At 71.5% G+C, this 23,476-nt stretch carries 19 protein-coding genes; 7 read left to right on the forward strand and 12 right to left on the reverse strand.

What is annotated here, in order from left to right; translation table 11 throughout:
* Positions 1 to 143 precede the first annotated feature (143 nt).
* The 3 genes from CUT83_RS02940 (at position 144) to CUT83_RS02950 (ending at position 6,037) form a co-directional block, all read left to right on the forward strand.
* Entirely contained in the window at positions 144 to 2,228 is a 2,085-nt protein-coding gene (locus CUT83_RS02940; RefSeq protein ID WP_101254277.1) for a glycosyltransferase family 2 protein, read from the forward strand.
* A 209-nt stretch (positions 2,229 to 2,437) separates the two neighbouring features.
* On the forward strand, positions 2,438 to 3,544 hold the full coding sequence (locus tag CUT83_RS02945; protein ID WP_101254278.1) for a CDP-alcohol phosphatidyltransferase family protein: 1,107 nt from the start codon (positions 2,438 to 2,440) through the stop codon (positions 3,542 to 3,544).
* A 426-nt stretch (positions 3,545 to 3,970) separates the two neighbouring features.
* Positions 3,971 to 6,037: a CDP-glycerol glycerophosphotransferase family protein gene (locus tag CUT83_RS02950; RefSeq protein WP_240958178.1), complete on the forward strand. Its 2,067-nt coding sequence runs from the start codon at positions 3,971 to 3,973 to the stop codon at positions 6,035 to 6,037.
* A gap of 103 nt (positions 6,038 to 6,140) precedes the next feature.
* Here the strand turns inward: CUT83_RS02950 and obgE are convergent, their stop codons facing one another.
* The 7 genes from obgE to CUT83_RS02985 all read right to left on the reverse strand — a co-directional run bounded on the left by obgE (position 6,141) and on the right by CUT83_RS02985 (position 15,921).
* Positions 6,141 to 7,583: a GTPase ObgE gene (gene obgE / locus CUT83_RS02955; RefSeq protein ID WP_101254279.1), complete on the reverse strand. Its 1,443-nt coding sequence runs from the start codon at positions 7,581 to 7,583 to the stop codon at positions 6,141 to 6,143.
* A gap of 237 nt (positions 7,584 to 7,820) precedes the next feature.
* Positions 7,821 to 8,078 carry a 50S ribosomal protein L27 gene (gene rpmA, locus CUT83_RS02960; RefSeq protein ID WP_093849107.1) on the reverse strand — a complete coding sequence of 86 codons (258 nt, stop codon included), beginning with the start codon at positions 8,076 to 8,078 and terminating at the stop codon, positions 7,821 to 7,823.
* Positions 8,079 to 8,092: 14 nt separating this feature from the next.
* Positions 8,093 to 8,416, reverse strand: a complete 324-nt coding sequence (rplU, locus tag CUT83_RS02965) for a 50S ribosomal protein L21 (RefSeq protein WP_093654483.1) — start codon at positions 8,414 to 8,416, stop codon at positions 8,093 to 8,095.
* A 254-nt stretch (positions 8,417 to 8,670) separates the two neighbouring features.
* Positions 8,671 to 12,927, reverse strand: a complete 4,257-nt coding sequence (locus tag CUT83_RS02970; protein ID WP_101254280.1) for an Rne/Rng family ribonuclease — start codon at positions 12,925 to 12,927, stop codon at positions 8,671 to 8,673.
* Between the two features lie 240 nt (positions 12,928 to 13,167).
* Complete coding sequence (locus tag CUT83_RS02975) at positions 13,168 to 13,914, reverse strand: TIGR03936 family radical SAM-associated protein (RefSeq protein WP_101254281.1); 747 nt, start codon at positions 13,912 to 13,914, stop codon at positions 13,168 to 13,170.
* 152 nt (positions 13,915 to 14,066) lie between these two features.
* A complete protein-coding gene (locus CUT83_RS02980; protein ID WP_173915010.1) occupies positions 14,067 to 14,663 on the reverse strand; it encodes a GNAT family N-acetyltransferase in 597 nt (198 codons plus the stop codon).
* 85 nt (positions 14,664 to 14,748) lie between these two features.
* A complete protein-coding gene (locus CUT83_RS02985; protein ID WP_101254282.1) occupies positions 14,749 to 15,921 on the reverse strand; it encodes a helix-turn-helix domain-containing protein in 1,173 nt (390 codons plus the stop codon).
* 758 nt (positions 15,922 to 16,679) lie between these two features.
* On the opposite strand from CUT83_RS02985, the gene tgmA reads away from it, so the two are divergent.
* The 3 genes from tgmA (at position 16,680) to CUT83_RS30685 (ending at position 18,274) form a co-directional block, all read left to right on the forward strand.
* Positions 16,680 to 16,991, forward strand: a complete 312-nt coding sequence (gene tgmA / locus CUT83_RS02990; RefSeq protein WP_101254322.1) for a putative ATP-grasp-modified RiPP — start codon at positions 16,680 to 16,682, stop codon at positions 16,989 to 16,991.
* Positions 16,988 to 17,881: an MvdC/MvdD family ATP grasp protein gene (locus CUT83_RS02995; protein WP_240958160.1), complete on the forward strand. Its 894-nt coding sequence runs from the start codon at positions 16,988 to 16,990 to the stop codon at positions 17,879 to 17,881. The genes tgmA and CUT83_RS02995 overlap by 4 nt, the downstream gene beginning before the upstream one ends.
* A gap of 96 nt (positions 17,882 to 17,977) precedes the next feature.
* Positions 17,978 to 18,274: a DUF6087 family protein gene (locus CUT83_RS30685; protein ID WP_101254283.1), complete on the forward strand. Its 297-nt coding sequence runs from the start codon at positions 17,978 to 17,980 to the stop codon at positions 18,272 to 18,274.
* Between the two features lie 277 nt (positions 18,275 to 18,551).
* Here CUT83_RS30685 and CUT83_RS03005 read toward each other — a convergent pair whose 3' ends face one another.
* The 5 genes from CUT83_RS03005 to CUT83_RS03020 all read right to left on the reverse strand — a co-directional run bounded on the left by CUT83_RS03005 (position 18,552) and on the right by CUT83_RS03020 (position 22,604).
* Positions 18,552 to 19,406, reverse strand: a complete 855-nt coding sequence (locus CUT83_RS03005; protein WP_101254284.1) for a hypothetical protein — start codon at positions 19,404 to 19,406, stop codon at positions 18,552 to 18,554.
* The gene (locus CUT83_RS03010) at positions 19,390 to 20,292 is read right to left on the reverse strand and encodes an aldo/keto reductase (RefSeq protein WP_101254285.1); all 903 of its coding nucleotides are present in this window, start codon (positions 20,290 to 20,292) and stop codon (positions 19,390 to 19,392) included. The genes CUT83_RS03005 and CUT83_RS03010 overlap by 17 nt, the downstream gene beginning before the upstream one ends.
* A complete protein-coding gene (locus CUT83_RS03015) occupies positions 20,289 to 21,476 on the reverse strand; it encodes a cupin domain-containing protein (RefSeq protein WP_101254286.1) in 1,188 nt (395 codons plus the stop codon). Before CUT83_RS03015 ends, CUT83_RS03010 begins: the two co-directional genes overlap by 4 nt.
* A gap of 14 nt (positions 21,477 to 21,490) precedes the next feature.
* Entirely contained in the window at positions 21,491 to 21,628 is a 138-nt protein-coding gene (locus CUT83_RS30245; RefSeq protein ID WP_165869562.1) for a hypothetical protein, read from the reverse strand.
* A 295-nt stretch (positions 21,629 to 21,923) separates the two neighbouring features.
* Positions 21,924 to 22,604, reverse strand: a complete 681-nt coding sequence (locus CUT83_RS03020; protein ID WP_101254287.1) for a DUF5753 domain-containing protein — start codon at positions 22,602 to 22,604, stop codon at positions 21,924 to 21,926.
* 57 nt (positions 22,605 to 22,661) lie between these two features.
* Between CUT83_RS03020 and CUT83_RS03025 the strand changes: the two genes are divergently transcribed.
* A protein-coding gene (locus CUT83_RS03025; RefSeq protein WP_420882460.1) for an IS5 family transposase occupies positions 22,662 to 23,467 on the forward strand; the annotation gives its coding sequence in 2 pieces (ribosomal slippage) (positions 22,662 to 22,997 and positions 23,000 to 23,467; 804 coding nt in all).
* Positions 23,468 to 23,476: the final 9 nt, after the last annotated feature.

Genomic DNA, 23,476 nt, shown 5'->3' on the forward strand with positions numbered 1-23,476 from the left:
TCCCTGGCCAACCCGGAGGGGGGTTCGTACAATCTTCCGACCCCCGATCGGCCATCCGGGTGAAGACCCGACGGCCGGTCCAGCGCGATCCTCGTCGGCGGGAGGAGGGAGCGCACACCACCGCACGAGTGGAGCCAACAGCCGTGTCAGTTCCCGACGTCACCGTCATCATCGGCGCCTACAACGCGATGCCCTATCTCACCCGTTGTGTCACCTCGGCGGTGGAGCAGACCATAGGCCACCACCGCATGGAGATCATCGCGGTCGACGACGGGTCCACGGACGGCTCCGGCGAGGAACTCGACCGGCTGGCCGCCGAGCACGGCACCGTGCTGGAGGTGATCCACCAGGAGAACTCCGGAGGGCCGGCCGGCCCCCGCAACGTCGGTCTCGACCACGCCGGGGGCCGCTACGTCTTCTTCCTGGACGCCGATGACTACCTCGGTCCGGAGGCGCTGGAACGGATGGTCGCCGCCGCGGACGCCAACTCCTCCGATGTCGTGCTCGGCAGGATGGTCGGGGTCGGCGGGCGCAGAGCACCCACCGCGATGTTCAAACGCAGCGAGGACCGCACGGACGTCTTCTCCTCCCGTGTGTACTGGACGCTCAACCCGATGAAGCTCTTCCGCCGGGACCTCGTCGAACGGCTGGGGCTGCGCTTCCGCACGGAGCTGAAGGTCGGCCAGGACCAGCCCTTCACCGCGACCGCCTACCTCAACGCGGCCGCCATCTCCGTGGTCGCCGACTACGACTGCGTCTACTGGGTCGCCCGCGAGGACGGCGGGAACAACACCGCCGTGGTACGCGGCACCGAGATGCGGCTGCGCTTTCTGTCCGCCATGCTCGAACTGGTCGGCGAGCACGTCGCCCCCGGCCCCGACAGGGACCACCTCCTGCACCGCCACTTCTCCGCCGATCTCCGGGAGACCCTCAACCACCTGGCCCGGGAGGCCCACCGGGAGGACCAGCAGAAGGCGTTCGCCAGGCTCCGTGAACTGCTGGCCACCTGGTACGGCGACGGCGTGGCCCGGCGGCTGTCCGCCATCGCCCGGTTGCGCTGCCACCTCATAGAACACGGCATGCTCGACGAGCTGCTGGAACTGCTGCGCTACGAGCGGGCCCGGGGCGCGGTCAGCTACGGGCTCAAGGCCGCTTCCGGCGAGGCGGCCGAACCCCTCACCACTCTCGTGGAAGGCGACAGGGTCTACGCCCGGTACCCCTACTTCCGCGATCCGGCGGCGGCCGTACCCGACCACGTCTATGACGTCACCGACGACGTGCGAGCCCGCCACCGCGTCGACAGCGTCACCGTCAAGGACGGCGTTCTCCGTATCACCGGCCATGCCCACCTGCGGAAACTGAGCTGCCGGGAACTGGAGACCGAACTCGTGCTGCGCAGCCGTTCGGAGGAGGCCGAGTACCGGACGGCCGTCACCTCTGTCCCCGCTCCCGAGCTGGCCGAGCTGGGGGAAGCGGACGACTTCGGCTACCCCCTGTCCGGCTTCGAGGCCGAGGTCGACCTGGCCGGGGCCGCCGACGGTGAGCCGCTGGGCAACGGGATATGGGACGTCGCCCTGCGGCTGCGCGCCCAGGGCATGACCAGGACGACGCGCATAGGCGGCACCCGCGCCCCGTCCGTCCGGGAGAAGCCGCTGACCCGTGTGATACGCACCGGTCCGGCGAAAGCGTCCGCGCTGACCGTCTACTTCTCCAGGGGGCGGGGACATCTGGCCCTGGACGTCGGAGAGAACAAGCACCGTGTACTGAGGCATCTGAGCGTCACGGATCTCGCCTGGTCCCCCTCCTCCGCCGCGGAGTTGCGCGTGGGTGTGCGCTGCACGGTCGCCGGGCTTCCCGCCGACGCGCTCAGCGTCTGCCTGACCGGCTCCGACGGCACCGCTCACCGCTTTCCCGCGGTCCGCGACCACGGTTCGGGCCGCCATGCCTTCCTGGCCCGGGTGGATCTCGCGGCGGCACACGGGGCCGGCCTGACAGCGGCCGGCGCCTGGTCCGTCGACGTCCACCTGGATGTGGCCGATCTCTCCTGGCGGCTGCCCCTCACCCCTGCGGGCGGCCTCGGCCCCGCCCGGTGGCGGCGGCGTGCCCTGACGTGGTGTGCCGAGCCGGCCCCCGGCGAGGCACTGGTGCTGAACATCAGGAAGGAAGGGCTGTTCAGAAGGGTCGGGTCCGACGACGCCGGGCGCGTGTCCCCGGTGAACCAGGGCTGAAAAGAGCCTGAAAGAGAGGGCGGAGGCCCTCCGAGATCCCTCAACTACCCTGCCATGTAACCTTTTGTACAATCCAGGGGCACTCTCATATCATCCGATCTTCGGTTTATCCCTCCTGTGCATCTCGCGCAGAGATCCCGCAGAACACCGGGTGGGCTTCCCGAGGCCGCTGCCCGCCCCTGCCCAGCTCACGGAAGATTGCTGACCTGATGGACATACCACCCCTCTCCGAAGTGCGCCGTCTCACCGAGAAGAAGCGTGACGCCTGGTGGACGGTGCTGCTCGTCGACCCCGTGGCCACACCCCTGGTCCGGTGGACGGCGAAGTGGACCCGGGTGACACCGAACCAGATCACCTGGGGGGCACTCTTCCTCGGTCTCGCCGCCGCCGCCTGCTTCGCCCGCGGCGACTGGAAGTGGCTGCTGATCGGGGCCGGGCTCTACCACCTGAGCTTCATCCTGGACTGCATGGACGGCAAGCTCGCCCGGCTCACTGGGAAGGGCTCGGAGTTCGGCGGCTGGCTGGACTACGTGTTCGACCGGGTGCGGGTGCTGATCTGCGCCGTCGCGCTGATGGGCGGCCAGTACTCCCGCACCGGGGAGGTGGCGTACGTCTGGCTGGCTCTCGTGGTGGTCTTCCTGGACGCCCTGCGCTACCTGGACGCACTCCAGATCTTCAAGGTGCGCCACAGCATGCGCAAGAAGATCAAGGCCCGCGCCAAGGCCAGCCGGCGGGCCGCCCAGGCGCTGATGACCGCCGAGGAGCTGGAGCGGGACCGCGAGCGGGAGCGGCGGGAGCAGGACCGGGAGAACGACAGCGACGAGGAGCAGGGAGTCGCCTTCATGGAGGACCTCCTCCGCGACAACCCCACGGCCGACCTCGACAACGACCCCGGACAGGACGACCAGAACAACGGAGCCGAGGACGGCGCGCAGGCCCGGCCCAAGGAGAAGAAGGTCGTCGACCTCCACGTGGAGTTCAAGAGCCGGTTCCCCTGGTACGGCCGTTTCCGCACCTTCCTGCTCCGGCACCGCATCCGCACCCACCTGGTGAGCGGTATCGAGTTCCAGATGGCCGTCTTCATCGTCGGCCCGATCTTCGCCGCGGTCATGCCCGTGACCATCGCGGCGGGCGCCCTGCTGATGGCGTTCGAGCTCGCGATCATCTACAAGCTTCTGCTGTCCACCAGGGACTTCGAGCGCACGCTGGCCTCCTACCCGGTCCCCGAGGTCCCCGCCGGGCTCCCGGCGCAGCCCGGCAGCCCGGCGGAGGAGAGCCTCTCCTCGCAGGACGGCGCGACGGCCGGACGCCAGTAGGCCGCAGGCCGGCACAGCGACGCCGTGTGGGGCGGCCCCCGGAGAGTTCTCCGGGGGCCGCCCCACACGGCGTTGTGCGCGGACTTCGCCGGGGCTCGGCATCCGGGCTCACCGGGGACAGCGAGGACAGCAAGGACAGCAAGGACAGCAAGGACATGTGGGACATAATGCGGTAACGGTCGTCAAGTGCTCAGCAGCATGCCGCTCCGCCGTTTGAAAACCGTTCCGGAGAGCATCCGATGACGGAGGTGCCGGCAGAGCAAGACGGCAAACCTGAACGTCCCCTCCTGGAGCGTGACCTGCCTGATGTCCGCCTCGTTCACAGCTGTGAGGTCCTTCCACAACAAGAAGCCGCTCGAGGAGAACACCGCCCGGCGCCCCAGCGGCAACTTCCCGGTGAAACGCGGTCTGGTCCCGCTGGTCCTGATGGGTGCGGCCTTCCTCGCACAACTGGCGGGCGCTCTGTTTCCCGCCCCCGTCCTGTTCCTCGCGGGTTCCGCGGGCGGTCTTCTGCTGGAGCTGTACATACTGCGCCGCCGGCCGTATCTGGTCGCCGCGCTGGGCAGGCTGCGCTTCGACGTCACCGCCCGCCAGCTGCTGCGTGACGCGCTGATCGTCGTCGGCCTGGTCCGGCTGCCGGGCATCGACCCGCTCGAGGAGCAGCCCCTGGCCCTGGCCCTGCTGGCCGGCTACTTCCTGCACTTCTGCTGCCAGGCGGCCGCACTGCTGGTCAGACGCCGGCGCACCCTCCCCTTCGTCACCCGCAACATCGACGCATCCGCCCTGCGCCTGTCCTCCGCGCCGCCGCGGCTGCTGGCCCGCCAGCCCAGCCGCCGGCTGCTGTACTTCGCCCTGCCCGCCACGGCCGGTCTGATGGCCTCGGCCCTGACCGCCGAGGCCCTGTGGGGCCTGCTGGGGGTCGGCGTCACCCTGGCGCTCCACCTGGGCGGTGTCCTGCGGCTCGCCGCCTGGCTGCGGCCGGGCGTGCAGCCCGTGAACGAGCAGCAGGCGCTGGAGTGGCTGGACCGATGGCTGGCCGAGTACCGGCCGACGGTGGCGATGTACTTCTCCGGCGGAGCCGCCTCCGCCTACCAGGCGAACATGTGGCTGGGCACGCTCTCCGGACTGGAGGCCAGACCGCTGATCGTGCTGCGCGAGCGGTTCATGGTGCAGAAGATCGACGCGACCGACGTACCCATCGTGTGCATCCCCAAGGTCGCCCACCTCATGCGGCTGGAGCACTCCTCGCTCAAGACGATGCTGCACCCGGCGAACTCCGGTAAGACCTCGCAGGTGCTGCGCATCCCGTCGATCAAGCACGCCTTCATCAACCACGGTGAGAGTGACAAGCTCTCCAGCTGCAACCCCTACGCCAAGGCCTACGACGAGGTGTGGGTCGCGGGCCGGGCCGCCCGGGACCGCTACCGGCTCGCCGACATCGGCGTCGACGACCGCGACGTGGTGGAGGTCGGCCGCCCACAGCTCGCGCCGATCCGCCCCCACGCCGGGCCTCCGGCCGCGGACGGCCCCGTCACCGTGCTGTACGCGCCCACCTGGGAGGGATGGACCGACGATCCGGGCAACACCTCGGTCATCCTGGCCGGCGAGAACATCGTCCGCGCCCTGCTGGCGGACCCGAAGGTGCGGCTGCTGTACAAGCCCCACCCGATGACCGGTTCGGTGGACCCGCGCGCGGCCCGCGCCGACGAGCACATCCAGCAGATGATCGCCGAGGCCAACGCCCGGCGCTCCGGCCCGCGCCCCGGCCCGGAGGCCGCCGCCGAGCTGGCCCGCCGCACCGCCGCGCTGGACGAGCTGACCAGCACGGCGTTCCGGCCGAGCGCGGACGAGATGGAGCGGATGCTGCTCCAGTCCACCCCCGAGGGGGACCGGGAGGCGGCGGTGGCGGCCGCGACGGCCGCCTGGGAGGAGGCCTACTGGGCGTCCTTCCCCGACTGGGAGCACCTGGTCGTCACCGGGCCGCGGCCCGCCCTGTACGCCTGCTTCAACCGGTCCGACCTGCTGATCAGCGACGTCTCCAGCGTGGTCTCGGACTGGCTGGCCAGTGAGAAGCCGTACGCGGTCGCCAACACCAGCGGTCTGACGGAGGAGGAGTTCAGGGCCGGCCTGCCGACCGTGCGGGCGGCCACGATCCTCACCCCCGACGCCGCCGGTGTGCCCGCCCTGCTGGACTCCGTCCGGGACCCGTCCCGGGACACCATGGCGCGGGCCCGTGCCGAACTGAAGACGCACCTGCTGGGGCCGGCCGACCCGCCGTCGATCGTCCGCTTCGACCGGGCGGTCGCGGCGCTGTGCGCCAAGGCGGACAGGCGCCGTGAGCTGATGGCCCTGCGCACGGACGACGCCCCGGCGCCGCAGGTGGCCGCCGAGGCGACGGAGGCGGCGGAGGCGGCGGAGGCGGCCGAGACGGAAGCGGCCGAGGCCGGTCAGGAGAGCGACCCCAGCGACTCGGAGAACTCCCTCACCACCTGAGACGAACACCCGGCCGTCGAGCCGGAAGCGGCGGTGGCCCGCACCCTCCCGTCTCGGGAGGGTGCGGGCCACCGCCGCTTCCGGTGTCCGTGCCGCGCCGCGACTACCCCTCGAAGGGGTCGAAGCCCTCGTACGCGCGCACGGCCTCGTCGCGCTCCGCATCGCGGTCGCGGCGGCGCTGGGCGGCCGGGCGGACGGTGTCCATACGGTGGTCCTCACCGCGGCGGCCGAGCATCTCCGCGCCCGCGGCCACCGAGGGCTCCCAGTCGAAGACGACCGCGTTCTCCTCCGGGCCGATGGCCACGCCGTCGCCCTCACGGGCGCCCGCCTTCATCAGCTCGTCCTCCACGCCGAGGCGGTTGAGCCGGTCGGCGAGGTAGCCGACGGCCTCGTCGTTGCTGAAGTCGGTCTGGCGCACCCAGCGCTCCGGCTTCTCACCGCGCACCCGGAAGAAGCCGTCGCCCTCCCGCGTGACCGTGAAGCCGGCGTCGTCCACGGCCTGGGGGCGGATGACGATACGGGTCGCCTCCTCCTCGGGCCTGGCCGCGCGCGCCTCCTCCACGATCCCCGCCAGGGCGAAGGACAGCTCCTTGAGCCCCTTGCGGCTGACGGCCGAGACCTCGAAGACCGGGTAGCCGCGCGCCTCCAGGTCGGGGCGGATGATGTCGGCCAGGTCCTGGCCGTCGGGGATGTCCACCTTGTTGAGCACCACCACGCGCGGCCTGCCGTCCAGACCGCCGTACTCGGCCAGCTCGGCCTCGATGACGTCGAGGTCGGTCACCGGGTCGCGCTCGGACTCCAGCGTCGCGCAGTCCAGCACGTGGACCAGGACCTCGCAGCGCTCGACATGGCGCAGGAACTCCAGTCCCAGCCCCTTGCCCCGGCTGGCGCCGGGGATCAGGCCGGGTACGTCGGCGATGGTGTAGACGGTCGCGCCGGCCGTGACCACGCCCAGGTTGGGCACCAGGGTGGTGAAGGGGTAGTCGGCGATCTTCGGCTTGGCCGCGGAGAGGACCGAGATCAGGGAGGACTTGCCCGCCGACGGGTAGCCGACCAGGGCCACGTCCGCCACCGTCTTCAGCTCCAGGACGATGTCGCGGGCCTCCCCCGGCTCGCCCAGCAGCGCGAAACCGGGCGCCTTGCGGCGGGCCGAGGCCAGCGCGGCGTTGCCCAGGCCGCCGCGTCCGCCGCGTCCGGCGACGAAGGTGGTGCCCTGACCGACGAGATCGGCCAGCACGTTGCCCTGCCGGTCCAGGACGACCGTGCCGTCCGGGACGGGCAGCACCAGGTCCCTGCCGTCCGCGCCCGAGCGGTTGCCTCCCTCCCCGGGCTTGCCGTTGGTCGCCCGGCGGTGCGGGGTGTGGTGGTACTCCAGCAGCGTGGTCACGGACTGGTCGACGACGAGGGTCACGTCCCCGCCCCGGCCGCCGTTGCCGCCGTCCGGGCCGCCCAGCGGCTTGAACTTCTCACGGTGGACGGAGGCACAGCCGTGGCCTCCGTTACCCGCGGCGACGTGCAACTCGACGCGGTCCACGAAGGTGGTCATGACGGGTGCCTCCAGGCTGGTGTTCTAGGGGTGTGCGGGGGTGCGGTGTGCGGGGTGCGGGTCGGCGGACCGCGGGGGCGGCGCCGCGCGCCGGTGCGGCGGCACGGCGCCTGCGCGGGCCGCCTTCGTACAACGCGCCGAGGGCGGAACCGCTTCCCCGTCCGTACGCGCGGGGCACGTACGGACGGGAGGCGGTCCGCCCTCGGAGGGTGCTGCGGGTCGTACCGGAGCCGGTGGTTACTCGGCGACCGGGACGACGTTCACGACCTTGCGGCCACGAGCGGTGCCGAACTGCACCGCACCGGCGGCCAGCGCGAACAGGGTGTCGTCGCCGCCGCGGCCCACGCCGGAGCCCGGGTGGAAGTGGGTGCCGCGCTGGCGGACCAGGATCTCGCCCGCGTTGACGACCTGACCGCCGAAGCGCTTCACGCCGAGCCGCTGGGCGTTGGAGTCACGACCGTTCCGAGTGGACGATGCGCCCTTCTTGTGTGCCATCTCTCCTCAGTCCCTTACTTCGTCGCCGGAGCGTCGATGCCGGTGATCTTCAGCGCGGTGTGCAGCTGACGGTGACCGATCCGCTTGCGGTAGCCGGTCTTGTTCTTGTACTTCATGATGTCGATCTTGGCACCCTTGTGGTGGTCCACGACCTCGGCGTGGACCTTCACGCCGGCCAGGACCCACGGGTCGCTGGTGACCGCGTCGCCATCGACGATGAGCAGGGTCGAGAGCTCGACGCTGTCGCCGACCTTGCTGGTGGAGATACGGTCAACCTCAATGACGTCGCCGACGGACACCTTCTGCTGGCGGCCGCCGGTGCGCACGATCGCGTACACGCGGAACTCTCTCTCGCTCGTGGGTGGGGCCCCTGATGCCAGCCGCTCGCCACGGGCTGGGCCCGTGCGGATCCGAGTGGATTGAGCGGCCTCTCCTCGCGCTCACGCGACACCTCGCGGAGTGCGTGGAGGGATTTGCTCAGGAGCCTGGCGTGTCAATCGACACGCCGCGACGGTCAAGGTTACGGGGCTTTGTCGCGGGGGGTCAAACCGGCCCCGGACGCCGGTGGCGTCCGGGGCCGGTCCTTCCTCCGTCAGTCCTCGGCCGGGGCCGAGACGGACGGCGGGTTCTGCTGCTCGGCCGCCGCGGTCTTACGGGCGGTCGTCTTCTTGGCGGCGGTCTTGGAGGCCGCCGTCTTGCCGGTGGCCTTCTTCGCCGTCGTCTTCTTGGCCGTCGTCTTCTTGGCCGCCGACGCCGAGGTCTTCTTGGCGGCCGCCTTCTTGGCCGTCGTCTTCTTGGCGGCGGTCTTGGAGGCCGCCGTCTTGGCGGTGGCCTTCTTCGCCGTGGACGCGGTCTTCTTGGCGGCCGCCTTCTTGGCCGTCTTGCGGGCCGCCTTCTTCGCCGGAGCGGCTTCCCCCGCGGGAGCCTCCGCTGCGGGCTCCGCGGGGGTCTCCCCGGAGACCTCGGACGGCGCCTCGGCGGCGGACTCCGGTTCGGCCGCGGGCTCCGGTTCGGCCACGGGCCCGGCGGACGGAACGGCGGGCTCGGTGATCTCGGCCGTCTCGGGAGACCCGGTCGGAGCCGCGGCACGGCGCACCACACGGCGGCGGGGACGGGCCGGCGGAGCGGGCTCGGGGGCGGTTTCCGCCGCCCCGGCCGGCTCCTGCGCGGGCGCCTGCGGCGCCTCCTCGGCCGCCGGAACCACCGTCACCGCGGCCTCCACCTCGGCCGTCGCCCTCGGCGGACCGGCCGGAGCCGACACCTTGCGCGCGCCACGGCGCCGGGCACGCGGCGCCGCCTCCTGCTCGGCCGGCTCGGGCACAACGGCCTCGGGCACGACGGCCTCGGCCGGAGCCTCCACGGGCTCCGCCGCCCCGGCCGGCTCCTGCGCGGGCGCCTGCGGCGCCTCCTCGGCCGCCGGAACCACCGTCACCGCGGCCTCCACCTCGGCCGCCGCCCTCGGCGGACCGGCCGGAGCCGACACCTTGCGGCCGCCGGTGCGCCGCCGCCTGCGGCCGCGCCGGGCGGCCTCCTCGGCCTCGGCGGCGCTGCTGTACAGCTCCTCGTCCGGGACGAACTCCGGCTCCGGCAGCGCAGCCGGCGCGGCGGCCTCCGCCGCCACCTCGGCGGGCGTCTCGGCCGCCGGCTCCTCCGCGGAGGGCTCGGAGACCTCGGCCGGCGCCTCGGCGGCAGGGAGCTCAGCGGGGGCCTCGGGCTGCTGGGCCGCGGCCTTGCCCTTCTTCCTGCCGCGCTTGCCGCCACCGCCGCCGCCCTGGGTCTGCACCTGGTCCATGTGGACGATCAGGCCCCGGCCGTTGCAGTGCACACAGGTCTCGGAGAAGGACTCCAGCAGCCCCTGGCCGACCCGCTTGCGCGTCATCTGGACCAGCCCCAGCGAGGTGACCTCGGCCACCTGGTGCTTGGTGCGGTCGCGCCCCAGGCACTCCAGCAGACGCCGCATCACCAGGTCGCGGTTGGACTCCAGCACCATGTCGATGAAGTCGATCACGATGATGCCGCCGAGGTCGCGCAGCCTGAGCTGGCGCACGATCTCCTCGGCCGCCTCCAGGTTGTTCCTGGTGACCGTCTCCTCCAGGTTGCCGCCCTGGCCGGTGAACTTGCCGGTGTTGACGTCGATCACGACCATCGCCTCGGTGCGGTCGATGACCAGCGATCCGCCGCTGGGCAGCCAGACCTTGCGGTCCAGCGCCTTCATCAGCTGCTCGTCGATCCGGTAGGTGGCGAAGACGTCCACCTCGGAGGTCCAGCGCTGGAGCCGGTCGGCGAGGTCCGGCGCGACGTGCGAGACGTATCCGTGGATCGTCTCCCACGCCTGGTCGCCGCTGATGACGACCTTGGAGAAGTCCTCGTTGAAGATGTCGCGGACGACCCGGACGGTCATGTCCGGCTCGCCGTAGAGCAGCGTCGGCGCGCCGCCCTTGCGGGCCTTCTTCTGGATGTCCTCCCACTGCGCCTGGAGCCGCTCGACGTCGCGGCGCAGCTCGTCCTCGCTGGCGCCCTCGGCGGCGGTGCGGACGATGACGCCCGCGTCCTCGGGGACGACCCGCTTGAGGATCTGCTTGAGCCGGGCCCGCTCGGTGTCCGGCAGCTTGCGGCTGATGCCGGTCATCGAGCCCTCGGGCACGTAGACCAGGTAGCGGCCGGGGAGGGAGACCTGGCTGGTCAGCCGGGCGCCCTTGTGGCCGATCGGGTCCTTGGTCACCTGGACCAGGACGGACTGGCCGGACTTGAGCGCGGTCTCGATGCGGCGCGGACCGCCGGACATGCCCAGCGCCTCGAAGTTCACCTCACCGGCGTACAGGACGGCGTTGCGCCCCTTGCCGATGTCGACGAAGGCGGCCTCCATCGACGGCAGGACGTTCTGGACCTTGCCCAGGTAGACGTTGCCGACGTAGCTGGTGGCCTGCTCCTTGTTGACGAAGTGCTCGACGAGGACGCCGTCCTCCAGCACCCCGATCTGGGTGCGCTCGCCGCTCTGGCGGACGACCATGACGCGCTCGACGGCCTCACGGCGGGCCAGGAACTCGGCCTCGGTGATGATCGGGACGCGGCGGCGGCCCTGCTCGCGGCCCTCGCGGCGGCGCTGCTTCTTGGCCTCCAGACGGGTGGAGCCCTTGATGGACTGCACGCCGTCGGCACTCTCGGAGGACTCGTCCTTCTTCTTCCGCGGCTCGCGCACCTTGACGACCGTGCGTTCCGGGTCGTCCGGGGCCACCTCGGCGGCCTGGGGCTCGGCCTCGCCGCCGCGGCGCCGGCGCCGGCGACGACGGCGCGAGGTGCTGCTGGAGGCGCCCTGGTGCTCCTCGGCGTCCTCGCCCCGCTCCCCGTCCTCCCGGCCGCTCTCTGCAGCCGCTTCCCCGGTCTCCCCGGCGCTCTCCCGGGCCTCGTCGCCTTCCTCGCCCTCAGCGGTGTCCTCGGAGGTCTCGGCGTCGGAGCCGCGACGGCGGCGGCGTCCGCCGCGTCGGCGGCGGCGCGAGGGACGCTCCTCGCCCTCACCGGCCTCGCCCCGGCCGTAGGTCTCCTCGTCCTCCTCGCCGCCCTCCCCGGCGGCTCCGGACCCGGCCCGGGTCTCCGCGGCCTCCCCGGCCCCGGTGCCGCTCCCGGCGCCCCCGGCGGCGGGCTGCTCGTCCCGGTCCTCCTGCTCGGCGGGCTCGCCGTTCCTGCGGCGGCGGCGACGGCGACGGGCCGCGGCGCGCTCCTCGCGCTCGGCCTCCGCGGTGCCGCCGGTCTCGGCCCCGTACTCCTCGGAGGTCTCCTCGGAGGTCTCCGGCTCCTCCTCGGCGGACTCCGTGGCGGCGGCCGCCGCGGTCTCCGGGGTCTGGAAGACCGGCTCGGCGAACACGGGCGCCTGGAACACCGCCACCGGTGCCATCGGCGGCTTCCTGCGGGAACGCCGGGAAGTGGCGGGCCCGGCCTCGGCGGCCTGTACGGGCTTCTCCGCCTCGGCGGACTCGGCGGACTCGGCGGCCTCGGCTGCCCGCACCTTCGCGGACTTCCGGGTCCGCGCGGGCTTCTCCGCCTCGGCCGGGGACCCGGCCGAGACCTCGGCCGACGCCCGGGCCGGCTCCTCGGCGGCGGGCTTCTCCTGCGCGGTCTCCTGCCGGTCGGTCTTCTCGGCGGTCCTGCGGGTGCGCCGCCGGGTACGGGCGGGTGCCTGCTGCTCCTCGGCGGCCGGTACGGCGGATTCGGCGGGAGCGGCGGAACCGGCCGGTTCCGCCGCTTCGGCGGCGGGCTCGGGCTCCGCGCTCTGCGCGGCCGCCTGCGGCGGGCCCGCCGGAGCGGAGGCCCGGCGAGTGGCACGGCGGCGCGTACGCGCCGGGGCCGGCTGCTCCTCGGCCGCCGCGGACTCGGGGGCACCGGCCGTCTCGGGCGTCTCGGGCGTCTCAGCGGCGGGCTCGGACTCTGCGCCGGCCGGCTCGGCGGGCACCACCGTCTCGGCCGCCTGCGGCGGGCCCGCCGGGGCGGAGGCCCGGCGGACGGCGCGGCGCCGGGGCCGCGCGGGCGCGGTCTGCGTCTCGGCGGCGGGCTCGGCGGCGGGCTCGGCGGCGGGCTCGGGCTCGTCGGCCTGCGCCGGCGCGTCCCCGGCCGGTGCGGCGGCGGCCACCGCGGTGACGACCTCCGGCTCGGCCGAGGCCGCCGCGGGCGGTCCCGCCGGACGGGACACGGCGCGGCGGCGCCGGCGCGGCGGCAGCGTGTCGCTGGGACTGCCCTGTCCGGCCTGTCCGGCCTGTCCGGCCTCCGCCTCCGTTCCGGTCACGGCGGGTGCTGCGGGCGTGGTGTCGGTGTTCTCCGCGGGTGTGGACTCCGCGGATTCCATGGGCTCGCGCATGCGGGCGGTTCTCCCGTTCACGCTCCCGGGCGCCGTGCCTCGATCCGGCCGGGCTCCGCGTGATGTGCGCGGGCCGCTGTCCGGGGCGCGGGCGCCGCACGGGAGCTGTCGTCTCGCTCGCCGGTTCCGTGCCTTCGGGCCCGGACACGGCGAAAGTCTGCTGGTGGATGCGCCTGCCTGACGGCCGGACCCGGGTGGCTCCCTGGTGCCTCGCACATCGGCGGCGCGGCGGCGTCGGCCTTACGCGGTGCCGTCCGGCACCGTCGCGGCGGGGGTTGCGTCGCGGTCGGGCGCAAGCGGATCGGTCACCGTGCCGGTCTCCTCATCGAGCGGCCCCTGCGCCAGCCTGGTCACCGCTGCGGGGACCGGCGGCGCCAGGTCGGCCGTAGCTCGGAGGCCGGACAGGACGTCGTCGGGTCGTACGGCAGGTGTCAGGTGCCGTACCACCAGGCGCAGTATCGCACAGGGACCCTCGCCGGGCCTATCGGACCCGGCCGGGGCGGCCTCCAGCGAGGCCACGGCGGCGCGGGTGTCGAAGGTGCGCATGCCCTTCTTGGTCTGCCTGCTGACCTCGACCGAGTCCGCCGCGAGGAAGACCTCCACCGCCTTGCGGACCTCCTCCGGCTCCATCCCGTCGAGCCGCAGCTCCCAGCGGGAGGCCGTCAGACGGTCGGCGAAGCCGCTGGTGTGCGCCTCCACCGCGTCGACGACGTCGAGTCCGTCGGGCAGCGACTCGTCGAGCAGCCGCCGCAGCATCTCCGGGTCGCGCCGCTCGGTGAGGGCGATCTCCAGGTACTCGGCCTCGCTGCCCGTGCCGGTCGGCGCCGCGTTCGCGTACGAGACCTTGGGGTGCGGGGTGAAGCCCGCGGAGTACGCCATGGGCACCTCGGCCCGGCGCAGTGCCCGCTCGAAAGCGCGCTGGAAGTCGCGGTGACTGGTGAACCGGAGGCGGCCGCGTTTGGTGTAACGCAGGCGGATGCGCTGCACCGCGGGTGCGGGCGGCGGGCCTTCGGGCTGTCGCTTGCCCAGGATCCTTCTCCTTGCTGCGGGGTGGCGCGACGAGCGCCCCTCGGTCGAACACTGGCGGCCGGGCCGTCCCCGCCGGTGCGGGGCCGGTAGGCCCGTACCTACCCACCAGCCTACTCGCCGGTGGCTCCGCCCTCTCCCGGACCGGCCCCGCGCACCTGCGGCGCGGCCGGTCCCGTGGCGATCCAGTACCGCAGTTTCTTCCCCCGCCGGTCCTCGAAGACACCCCCGCACTTCTCGATGACGCGGCGGGAGGCGGTGTTGGTGTCGTCGCAGGTGACCAGCACCGGGTCGATGCCGAGGGAGTGGACGACGGGCAGGGCGGCGCGCAGCATCGCGGTGGCGTGGCCCCGGCGGCGGGCGGAGGCCCGGACGTCATAGCCGATGTGGCCGCCGTAGTCGAGCAGGAAGCCGTTGAGCCGGTGGCGGACGGCGATACGGCCGAGGTAGGTGTCGCCCTCGACCCACCACAGGGTGGTGCACGGGACGTGGCCCTCGGGGCGCGGGCTGTCCTCGTCCGCGTCGGCACGGACGGCGGCGGCGTACTCGGCGAAGACCTCCGGATCGTGCCAGCGCCCGCCGTACCGGAGGATGTCGCGGCCGACCATCGAGTTGTCCTGCGGCCCGCCGCGGCCCTCGGCCTCGAACTCCTTCATGGCCTCCAGGAAGGAGGCGTGGACGCGCGGGGCGGGGAGGATCAGCTCGGGCATGCGGCCAGTGTGTCAGCGCGCCCCGCCCCCGGCCAGCGGGTACCCCTGGCCGGGCCTTCCCGCCGTTGCGGCCCGTCATCCGCTGTCAGAGGCGGATGCCGGCCCTCTTCGCCAGAGTGTTGATCCTCGGATTGCTCCGCCGGTGCAGGGATACGAGCACCCTGCTCAGTTCCTGACTGGTGGGGTGGACCTTCGCCATCTGCGGCACGACGCTCCAGGCCGCCATGAGGGAGTCCACCGCCCCGTCCCGGTCCTTCAGGGCCAGTTTCGCCCTGGCGATGTTCATGTGGAGCGGGCCGATGCGGGTCGCGGGCAGCGAGTACCCGTTGCGGAGGTACCTCTCTGCGTCCTCCAGCGCCTCGGCGTTCCTCTTCAGGTCCACCCGGGTCGCCACCACATGGGTGACCGTGTTCTCCGGACCGAAGTGCACGCCCTGCACGTCGACATCGGTGCCGACGGCCTCCGCGGCCTTTAGCGCGGCCTTGATGTGCCGCTCGGCGGTCCGGTCGTCCCGCAGCCGGCCCGCCAGCGTCATCCCCCTGAGGTGCAGCAACCCCAGAGCCAGGTGGCGCGGCCTGCCCCGCATGGTGGATTCGGCGAGCACGACAGCCTGGTCCACCAGGGCCAACCCTCCGGCGAAGTCGCCGCCGTTGAGGAAGGTTCCGGCCTCGTCACGGGCCGCCACGGCGCGGGTCAGGGCGTTCGCCCGCTCCGCCGCCTGCCCCTGCCTGGTGACCGCCAGCTCCGCGAGTGTCATCCAGCGGTGCCGGGCCGCCAGCCAGTAGACCGCGCTGTACACGTCGGCGACCTTCGCCCAGTCCTCGGGCAGTCCTGTGCCGTGGGCGTGGTCCTGCACTCGCCGCAGCAGGCCGGGCAGGGCCCGGGTCACGGCGGAGAGGTCGGCGTCACCGCGCAGACGGAACAGCTCGGCGAGATCCCGCTCGATCCGGTCACCCTGGACCGGCTCACCGGTCGGGAGGTCGAAGCGCCGCATCACGCTCCGCAGCTCTTTCAGCCGGTCCTCGTCGCCGGCCCGTACCGGAGCCTGCCCCAGCAGCTCGTCCAGCGTGATCCCGAAGGCGTTCGCGAGCGCCGCTCCCATGCTCTGGGTGAGCGGCCGGTCGCCTCGCTCGATCTTCCCGAGCATCGACTTCGACATACCGGCCCTGGCGGCGAGCTGGTCTTGCAGCCAACCCCGCCGCAGACGCAGAACCTTGACGTTCGCGCCGGGCCCGGGCGTGGTGATCTCCGCACTCATGCGCCATGTCTTCCTGGTCGGTTGTTCCGGTCTCCATGCTCTCCGGGGCTTCTACCCGTGCCTTGGGTTGTGCACTTCTTGTGCACCTTCACAACACGCATCTGTCGTTGACTGATTACGGAAAGCGACAACAGGCGACGAACGGCAAGCTGGGGGGCCTACATGATGGCGATCTCGGTATACCGGGTGTCCGCTGACGGCAGGCGACGGACGGTCAAGCGTACGCACACGGTAAAGCCGGTCGACCAACCTCCGAAGACGGACCGCTGGCCCCCGTGCCAGTGCCTCCGGTGCCGAAGGGGAAGCCTGTGCCCCGTCCCGCCCACCGCGTAGTGAGTGCCTTCAGCCCTCTGCCGGGAGCGGCGCCGCACCCTCCGAGCGGCCGTCCGTGCCCAGCGCAGGCGGACGAAAGGCGCGTATGGACTACAGGCATGTGCTGGTTGTACTGCCGGCGCTCGCACATTCCCGTGATCTGGCTCGGGCCTGTGACCTCTTCCGGGATACAGGCGCCGTTCTACGGATGCCGTGAGTGCATCGCCGAACTGGACCACATGGTCTGGGCCTATGTGGAAGCGAAGGACCGCCTCTGATCTCCCACCTCCCTGGCACGTAGGCCGCCACCAACCCCACGGCAAAGGCTGGTTGCCACGGAGGCGGGGTTCCACCCCGCTCCGGGCGCGCCCGGTTGATGTACAGGTCGAGCGCGACCCGGGCGGGTTCGCCCGAACATCACTGCGAAACCCACTATGGAGGACAACGTGTTCAATCACTCGGATCGGCTCCCGACCGGTTCGCCGGTACCCCAGGGGCATGCAACCGCCGTTCCGTGGGGCGTTCGGAGGATGGCCCCGTACCCGGCCCTGGCGCCCGGCTACGCGCGAGCCGAGATCGACCCCACGACGCAGACCGCCCGCTACTTCGACCACAGCGGGCAGGTCATGGAGATGCCCGGACACGGCACCAGCACCGGCACGAACCCGGCCACGAACACCGGCAACCCGTCGGACGGCGCCGGGCCCGGTGGCTCCGGTGGCGGTGACCAGGACACCGGGAACGACAGCGACCAGTGATCAATGACGGCCCGGTGCTGGTCGTCACCATGATCGACGACCCTACGGCCGACCTGGTGATCAACGAGCTGCACGACCGGGGCACCCCGGTCGTGCGGCTCGACTCCGGGGACTTCCCCGCCACCTTGTCGGTCGCGGCAACCATCACCGAAGAGGGCATCAGCGGAACCCTGGTCACCCCGACACGCGCCGCAGACCTCTCCCGCGTCCGCTCCCTCTACTACCGGCGTCCTTCGGGCTTCGCCTTCCCGCACCTCAATGAGCAGGACGCTCGATTCGCCGTCACACAGGCCCGTTACGGACTCGGCGGCGTCCTCGCGTCCCTGCCCGGCTGTCTGTACGTCAACCACCCCCACCGCATCGGAGACGCCGAGTTCAAGCCCTCGGGGCTCGTCGCTGCGGCGCAGTGCGGCTTCAAGGTCCCCGACACGATGGTCACCTCCGACCCCGAAGCGGCAAAAAGGTTCGTCAAGGACCACGGCCCTGCCGTCTACAAGCCCCTGTCCACTCCGCTGTACCGCGTGGACGGGGCGTCCTGCACCGTGGAGGTCGGGGAAGTCACCGCCGACCAGTTGGACGGACAGGTGGCCGGCACCGCCCATCTCTTCCAGAGTCGCGTGGACAAGGTCGCCGATGTTCGGGTGACGGTGATCGGGGACCGGATCTTTCCCGTCCGTATCGACTCCGGCCTTCTGGACGTGGACGCCGGGGCCTGGGCCGCACTGCGGAGGGAGAGCGAACGGCGGCTCGTCCGGCAGGGCGGTCCCGACCGGCTGTGGGACCGGATCGAAGACCATCTGAGCCGATGGCACAGGGACGGAGCACCGACTCTGGACCGGTTCCTGATCACCGCATCACCCGAAGGCCAGAGGATCACCTGGACCACCTGATGGCAGTGCTCAAGCTCCCGTCCCGCGTACGGCCGAAGCGGTCGGCGCTCCCCTCCGCGCCGGCCGCTCTGGTGCTGAAGCGACAGGAACAAACGGATGCCCGATGAAGAACCACTGTCCGACTACATGGCTCGCCGCGAAGCCCGAATCGGCCGAATGCGCATCGTGCACGCCTACGGCCCCCGACGCGGCGAACATGTGGGTCCCGGCCAGCCGAGGTTGGTCGAGCGGTGGAACAGGTCATCGTGGGAGTTCTTCGCGATGGCCGACAACCTGATTCATGCCCGCAGGATCGTCCGGCCTCCCACCGAGCAGGTATCCCGGGGAGAGACCCCCGAACCTCCTGCCAACCCCCTGGCTCCCGGGCGCGGCCGACACCGTAAGCCACGATGAGCGAGGACCGGCACGTCGGTGGTCGCCCCAAGGGCATGCACACCGAAGAGATCCGGCAGTCGCGGGAACTCGTAACCGAGGGCAGAAGCTACGGCGCCATCACCCAGGCGCTATGAGTGGTGCGGACGACCGTCTACCGGGTGATCACGGGCACGGCAGGGTGATCATCGGACAATCCCGGACAGCGCCTGAGACGGGTGCACAAGAGCACGGAAGCCGAAAGCCGAGGCCCCGGCGCGAGGAGATGCGCCGGGGCCTCGGCAACAGGGTGAGCCCTTCAGCCGACAACTTCGGAGTGCACCGGAACGGGCGGGCGTACTCCCGTGAGTGCCTCCGCTCGGGCCACCAGGTGAGGCGCAAGGTCGGGGTACCAGCCACGGGCTACGGCTTGCAGCATCTCCGCCAGCGCGGCAAGCTCCCCAATTCGGCCGGCGGGGGTGTCGAGGACCGCCGCGAACTCCTTGCGAATGCGGGCGGCAACGTCGGGAACAAGCAGGCTGTTGGCGTGGAGGAGCCCCGCGTCATAGCCGAAGGGCACCAAACCCCACCGCTCCCAGTCCAGCAGGGCCAGGGGCATGGCCGTGAGGTTTCCCCAGTGGAGGTCGCCGTGACCGGTCACCCGCTCCACCTTGACGGGCGCCGGGACGCCAAGGAATTGAGGGAAGGCCCGCTCGGTCCAGCCGTCCCGGACGGTGATCTTCACCCCCTCCGCCTCAGCGAGCAGGGAAAGGGCTCGGCGAAGGTCCGCCCACCACTCGTCAGGCAACCTCGGATCGTGGTCGATGTCGGCCCGGTCCGGGGACACCACGGTTTGTGTGAGGCAGTCCAGGACTTCGGCCTCGAAAGCCCACTCCCCGTCAGTCCAGTCGTGCACTGCGTAGAGGCGGGGGCGGGGGACGCCGTCAGGCACCAGTTCAGAGGCGCCGACGATGCCCTCCCCTCGCTTCCTGCCCGCGTTGCGCTTCGCCGTCCGGCTGACCCGCAGCCACCGGTCTCCCGCTCGGCGTCCGAGGGTGACACCGAGGAAGCCCCACGCCGGCGGCCCCGTGCAGGTGAGGCCGAGTTCCTTGGCCGCCCGGTCGTGGGCGGCCTCCATCAGGGCCCGCACCTCCTCATTAACCGGCGAGTTCATCCGTCACCTTCCTGAGTTCCCGGGCCGTCAGCGGCGCGGCCAGAGCCTTGGCCACATCGTCCCAGTGCTCGCGGGTGCTCGCGGAGGTGAGGACGACATCGAGACCAGGGCACGAGCCAGCGGCCAGCAGGGCAGCGGCTGCGGCCGACAGGCCGGGGCGGATGAGGTTCACCAGTTCGGGTGTCACGGCGTCGAGGAGTTCGCCTCCGTGCAGCGGAGCGGAGCCGAAGGTGATCAGCCCCGCGTCCTTCGCCTGTACCAGTGGTCCGCCACCGTTCAGGGCCTGTGTGATCGGGGCATCCATGATCAGGCTGACGGGCATCTGCAAGCCCGTGAAGTGGTGCTCGGCGGAACCGGCCGCCTGCTGGGCGAGCGTGAGCAACTCGGGCACGCTGAGCGCTCCGGAGGTCAGGCCCGACCAGGTGGCGACGCCGTACCCGCCGATCCTGCCCGCATGGGCGAACTCTTCCAGCGCCGTGAAGGCTTCCCGTACACGCCCGTGCAGAACGGCACGGTCAAGGCCGTGCCCGTGGTGCTCGGGGTTGTGCACGAACACAAGGTCCACGCGCCCGAGCGCGGCCAAGGATCGCTCCGTCTGCCAGCGGACGAAGTGCCGTTCAAGGCTGTGCCTACTGGCCGCCTCTTCTCGGGTGAGCACGCCCTCAGTCAGGGCGGTGCGGCCTTGCTCCGCCGTGAAGAACCCCGTCTTCGTGGCTACCCGCACGGTCGGGTACTCCCCGAGAACCAGGCGCAGTTCCTCATGCGCCCGGCCATAGGCGTAGTTGGGTGCCGTGTCCACCCATGGGCTACCGGCGGCCAGGGCGGTGCGTGCCGCCTGGCTGACGGCACGCACGCGGTATGTCCCCAGGGAGAGTGCAGCGGTCACAGCGCCGTACCCACGACTGCGACGGCATGGCCGTCAATGAGGACGGAGAGCAGTCCGGCTACGTCCTTGGCCTCCAGTCCCGCGGAGTCGGCGAGTTCGCCGAGCGTGGTCGGCTGGTTGGTCAGCAGCGCGCCCAGCGCGGGCGCGGCGGGTTCGGCGAATTCCCAAGCGGTACCGGCTGCCGAGAAGGTGACCGTGCCCTGTGTCGGGTTCGCCGTCAGGCGGCCTCTCGGAGCGGTGAGCTTCACCGTGATCTCCCGTAGTGCGGGGAGCCCGCCCACATACGGCAGGGACGGGATCGCGTGGCCCCGGTCGGTCGTGTCGATCGACTCCGCCCACCGTTCCACGAGCTGCGGGTCCGCCATCATGTCGGCCACCTCGCGGCGTACCGCGTCAATGAAGTCCGACCGTTCCGTCGGCGAGCCGAAGCGCGGAATGTCCCTGCGCAGCGCGAGGGACGCCCGGAGCTGATCGACGACCCACAGCATCAGGTCGGCACCCGTGTGCGGGACCATACCGAACGTGAGGTGAAGGGATTCCATCCCCTGGTCGGCGGTGACCGCGTGCCACCAGCCGCGTGGCAGATAGAGCACGTCCCCCGGGGACAGGACGAGGTCCGCCACCGGCTCGCCCTCCGGCTCCTTTGGCGGCTCTACATCCCGGAAAGTGGGCGCCTCACGGGTCGCCCCCCACAGACGCCACCGCTTCGAGCCGTGCAACTGGACCACGACGACATCATGGTCGTCCCAGTGCCGACCGAAGCCCTCCCGCTCGGTCCACGAGGCGTACACGTTGACCTGCACAGAAGTCCCGAGGAAGCGTTCCAGCCCCTCGGCAGCCGCCCCCACAGCGGGGTGGATCTTCTCGACCGCATCGAGGACCAGCGATGCCCCATCCCTGAGCTGCGCGTGGAAGTCGGACGGCTGGATACTGGACCAGGTGACCGCGCGGCGGTTCGTGGTCGGGATCGCGTAGCGGTGCAGCGGGACCATCTCGCCATCCGCCGACAGGCGCAGCCGGGGCGGCTCCAGCCGCTGCGTGGCGATGATCCGGTTCAGGTCGTCCCAGGAGAACAGGCCCGCCCCGTCAGCGATCCTGGGGAAGTGCGCGTAGGAGCGGTGGTACGTCCGGGCGAGGAACGCGTCCCCGCCCAGACGCCCCGCCCACGAGGCTGCGTCAAGCAACGTGGGCGCTCCCGTCAGTCGTTGCCGTCGGAACGGCCACTGCTGATGTCCGACTCCTGCTCGGCGCGGGTGCGCGCGGCCACGATCTTCCGCTTCGCGATGAGCAGTCCACCCCCCGCGGGGGTGGCCAAGACGGTGCTCTGCTTATCCATCGGCTTACCTCTCTTCTCGGGACTCCCGCCGGGAATCAGGCGGGAAGCTCGGGATGCGGGTGGTTCGGGAACTCCACTCCGGCGTTCGTCACCACCGGCGCTTCGCCCCTGTCACGGCTGCCCGACACTGCTGGACCAGCGCCGCGCACATGTCACACCCGGCGCGGGTTCCAGCTGGAAAGGGGAAGTACCGGATACGCGGGCTCGGATTTCGCCATCATCCTTTTCACTCGCGCGACTGCCCCCGCCTGCGCTCTGTTGCGTCACCCATCCTCGGGGGTCTGGCGGGGCAGTCCTACCCTCTTTCCCGTTGAAGAAAGAAATCGTCTCGGATGCCCTCGACGAGACAGCGCATGTCGTCCCCGTGGAGCGCCACAGCGGAGAAGCGGCCGAAGGTCTCGATGTACGTCTGGATGTCTCTGGGTTCACGCGTGGTGATCTCCGAGTGGAACGTCTCGACGATCACAAGCCGGTCATCGTGGATGCTGAAGCACGTCATGGGGAAGTCGGGCATCCGGCCAGTCAGCGGCACGACGCCGATGCTCACGTTGGGAAGCCGGGAGAGGGACACGACCCGATCCAGTTGGGTAGCCATGACAGCCGGCTCGCAGACCAGCCATCGCAGGACGTGTTCGCAGATGACGAAGTGGAACGATCGGCCGTCCTCGTACAGCGTCGCCTGCCGCTCCAGTCTGGCGGTCACCGTTCGATTCCTGGTCTCCTCCGGTAACGCGGGCGGCAGGGAGAACACCGCTGTGGCGTATTCCGGCGTCTGGAGGAGTCCGGGAATGAGCTGTCCCTGAAACAGCCTGAGCAGAGACGTGCTGCTTTCAATGGCCTTGATGGTGTTCTGGTGCTTCCATGGCCCCATGCGACGCAGCAGGCGCCATGCTGTCGCCTCCGTAGCCTCTACTCTGGCAGTCGCGAGGAACTTTTCCTTCACCTCACCCGAGACGTCGAGCGCCGAAAGGATCAAGACCTTGTCTCACGTGGTGGGTTCGGTGCGGCATGATGGGTGGCTGTGAGTGTTGATCTGTCGCAGCGGTTGGTTCCCGACGGTTTGTGGGAGCTGGCAGCTCCGCTGCTGCCGAAGTTCACGTCCCGGCCGCAGGGCGGTGGGACCGCCCCGGTGGACGAGCGGGCCGCTTTCACCGCCGTGGTGTACGTGCTGACCAGCGGGTGTGCCTGGCGGCATCTGCCGGAGACCTTCGGCATCTCCCCGGCCACCGCGCACCGCCGGTTCACGCTCTGGACCGAGGCCGGGCTGTGGCGCCGGCTGCACCGGGCGGTGCTGGACGAACTCGGGGCCCGGGGCGAGGTGGACTGGGCCGCGGCGATCGTGGACGCGGCGAGTGTGCGGGCGAAAAAGGGGGCTCGCTGACCGGGCGCAATCCGGTCGACCGGGGCAAGAAGGGCAGCAAGCTCCACGTTCTGTCCGATGCCCAGGGCCTGCCGCTCGCCCTGGGCGTCTCGGGCGCGAACGTCCACGACAGCCAGGCGCTCCTGCCGCTGGTGGCGGGCATCCCCGCCGTCCGCTCCCGGCGCGGCCCGCGCAGACGCCGCCCCGGCAGGCTCCGCGCCGACAAGGCCTACCACTCCGCCGAGAAGCTGGCATGGCTGCGCGAGCGGGGCATCGTCCCGCGCATCGCCCGGCCCGGCATCGAGTCCGGCGAGCGCCTGGGCCGGCACCGCTGGAAGATCGAACGGTCGATCTCCTGGCTCTTCGGCTACCGGCGCCTCACCGTCCGGTACGAGCGCAAGGGCAGCCACTTCCTGGCCTTCCTCGGCCTCGCGGCCGCCCTGACCTGCTACAAGAAACTCGCCCAACTCACCACGTGAGACATGCTC

It is taken from the genome of Streptomyces barkulensis, from assembly GCF_002843305.1.
GTDB lineage: Bacteria > Actinomycetota > Actinomycetes > Streptomycetales > Streptomycetaceae > Streptomyces > Streptomyces barkulensis.